Annotated in this window: 2 protein-coding genes; one reads left to right on the top strand and one right to left on the bottom strand. The window is 71.7% G+C overall.

Annotated elements, in window-relative coordinates:
• The coding region (locus KY572_RS46825; protein ID WP_224250319.1) for a hypothetical protein at positions 1–338 on the bottom strand (338 nt) is incomplete at its 3' end.
• 487 nt (positions 339–825) lie between these two features.
• Between KY572_RS46825 and KY572_RS46820 the strand changes: the two genes are divergently transcribed.
• A complete protein-coding gene (locus KY572_RS46820) occupies positions 826–1,290 on the top strand; it encodes a hypothetical protein (protein ID WP_224250318.1) in 465 nt (154 codons plus the stop codon).
• Positions 1,291–1,366 lie beyond the last annotated feature (76 nt).

Genomic DNA, 1,366 nt, shown 5'->3' with positions numbered 1-1,366 from the left:
CCGCCCAGGGACTTCGCCACGGTGAGCTCGGGGCTGGACGCGTTGCTGCTGGCGTGCCTGGCCGAGGAGCCGCTGCGTCGGCCGAGGGCCGCGTCGCTGGCAGCCGCGCTGAGGCATGCCGCCCAGCAACCGGAGGCCAGCGCCCCCATCGAGCCGACGCCGGCCGCCGCGGCCACCGAGCGGGCCAGCAGGCCGGGCCCGCCCCGCAGGCGCGCCCCGTGGCTTCCGGCTGGAGCAGCCCTCGCGACCGTGGCTCTGCTTGTGGGGAGCGCGTTGGCGGTGCGCACCGTCCGGACTCGGGACTGGAGCGGGACGCTGGAGAGGAGAGGCAGCCCCACTTCGGATACGCGGGATGCCGGCGTAGGGGAGGAGGCGCTCGCGAGCGCTGAAGATGGCGATTCGCTCCTGTTCCCCTTGATGGCCTACGGAAGGGCGCTGCCCAATGAGCCACTTCCTGGTCAGCGCACACCTCCCTGCCGAAGGGGAGAGAAGGAGATCAACGGGGGGTGCTGGCTTGGCCCCATCGAAGGAGAGCGAGTCCCGTGCGGGGACACGCTCTACGACTACCAGGGCAAGTGCTACGCGGCGGTGGGCCCCGTGCTCCGTTCGCCCACGTCGGAGGAGCCGCGATGATGAGGTATCCGTCCGTGCTCGGTTCCTCCCAGGCGCAGCCTGAGCTGGCGTCCACGTAGGTGACGTCCGGCCGGACCGCGCATGCCGCCGCGTCTTCCTGCCCTTCAGGCTGCTGCGGCTCACTCGGTACGATTTCGCTCAAGGCTACTTGCAGGGTAAGGTCGCTGGCTGCCAACCACCTAGGAGGGAGCGGTGAAGGAGAGCGAAGGGACGCACGCGGAGTTGGTGCCCGGGGTGCTCGTGGGGCCCTGGCGCATCCGCGCGCGGCACGACCGGGGCAGCTTCGGGGTGGTGTTCCGGGCCCAGAGAGCCGGGCACTCGGAGGCCGGGCCCTTCGCGTTGAAGGTGGCGGTGACGGCGGAGGACCCGCGCTACAAGCGAGAGGTGGCGCTGCTGCAGAGCCTCCAGCACGCCTCGGTGCCGCGCTTCGAGGCGGCCGCCGCGGCCACCGAGCGGGCCAGCAGGCCGGGGCCGCCCCGGAGGCGCGCCCCGTGGCTTCCCGCGGGAGCGGCCCTCGCTACCGTGGCCCTGCTTGTGGGGGGCGCGTTGGCGGTTCGGGGGCGGACGGTGCCGGCGTCGAACGTCTTCGAGGTGGAGAGGGCTCAGGCGTCGTCTCCAGAGACTCCAGTACGGCGCATGCTGGGCAGGGCCTATTGAAGGGGAACGTCCGCCCTGCGGGCGGCAGATGTTCGATTACGAGGACGAGTGCTATTTCATGGTGTTCGAGGCTACC

Origin of the sequence: Hyalangium gracile (assembly GCF_020103725.1) — a bacterium.
GTDB classification, from domain to species: Bacteria; Myxococcota; Myxococcia; order Myxococcales; family Myxococcaceae; genus Hyalangium; species Hyalangium gracile.
This window is presented reverse-complemented; position numbering and strand designations above follow the sequence as displayed.